This is a genomic window from Streptomyces malaysiense (assembly GCF_000980885.2).
Lineage (GTDB): Bacteria > Actinomycetota > Actinomycetes > Streptomycetales > Streptomycetaceae > Streptomyces > Streptomyces malaysiense.
This window is the reverse complement of the sequence record NZ_LBDA02000225.1, coordinates 1-906: the sequence shown is the minus strand read 5'-3', so window position 1 is coordinate 906 and position 906 is coordinate 1. Positions and strand designations below refer to the sequence as shown.

At 68.7% G+C, this 906-nt stretch carries 1 protein-coding gene; it reads right to left on the bottom strand.

Going from position 1 to position 906, the window contains the following annotated elements; all coding sequences use genetic code 11:
* A partial coding sequence (locus tag VT52_RS35075) for a class I tRNA ligase family protein (protein WP_143071004.1) occupies positions 1–906 on the bottom strand: 906 nt, incomplete at both ends.

Here is a 906-nt window from a genome sequence, read left to right as displayed (position 1 = left end):
CAGCAGTGCGGGTAGCTGTGCTCGAAGTCCTCGTGGCGGAAGAGCAGACCGCGGGCCCGGAGGTCCTTGAGGACGGTGGCGTCGGCGTCCTTGAAGAACTGACCGCCGACAAGGTCGAGGCCGTCCTCGAAGGTGCCGTCGGGGCGGACGGGGTTGGCCAGGGGCAGTCCGTAGGCCTTGCAGACCTTGTAGTCGTCCTCGCCGAACGCGGGGTTGGTGTGGACGAGACCCGTTCCCGCCTCGGTCGTGACGTGCGATCCGTTCAGGACGATGTGGGCCCCGTCCATCGGCACGACCTGGAAGGGCGGACGGTAGGTCCAGCGCTCCATCTCGGCGCCGGTGAAGGTCTGCCCGGTCGCCTCCCAGCCCTCGCCGAGAGCCGTGGCCATGAGCGCCTCGGCGACGACGACCTTCTCCTCGCCGTCGGAGGCCACGACATAGGTGATGTCGGCGCCGGCCGTGACGGCGGTGTTGGTGATCAGCGTCCAGGGCGTGGTGGTCCAGGCGATCAGGGAGGCCTCGCCGGCCAGCGGTCCGGAGGTGAGCGGGAAGCGGACGTACACCGAGGGGTCGACGACCGTCTCGTAGCCCTGCGCCAGTTCGTGGTCGGACAGGCCGGTGCCGCAGCGCGGGCACCAGGGGGCGACGCGGTGGTCCTGGACCAGCAGGCCCTTGCCGAAGATCTCCTTCAGTGACCACCAGACCGACTCGACGTACTCCGGGTCCATCGTCCGGTACGCGTCGTCCAGGTCGACCCAGTAGCCCATGCGGGTCGTCAGCTCGGCGAAGGCGTCGGTGTGCCGGGTCACGGACTCGCGGCACTTCTCGTTGAACTCGGCGATGCCGTACGCCTCGATGTCCTTCTTGCCGTTGAAGCCGAGTTCCTTCTCGACCGCCAGCTCCACG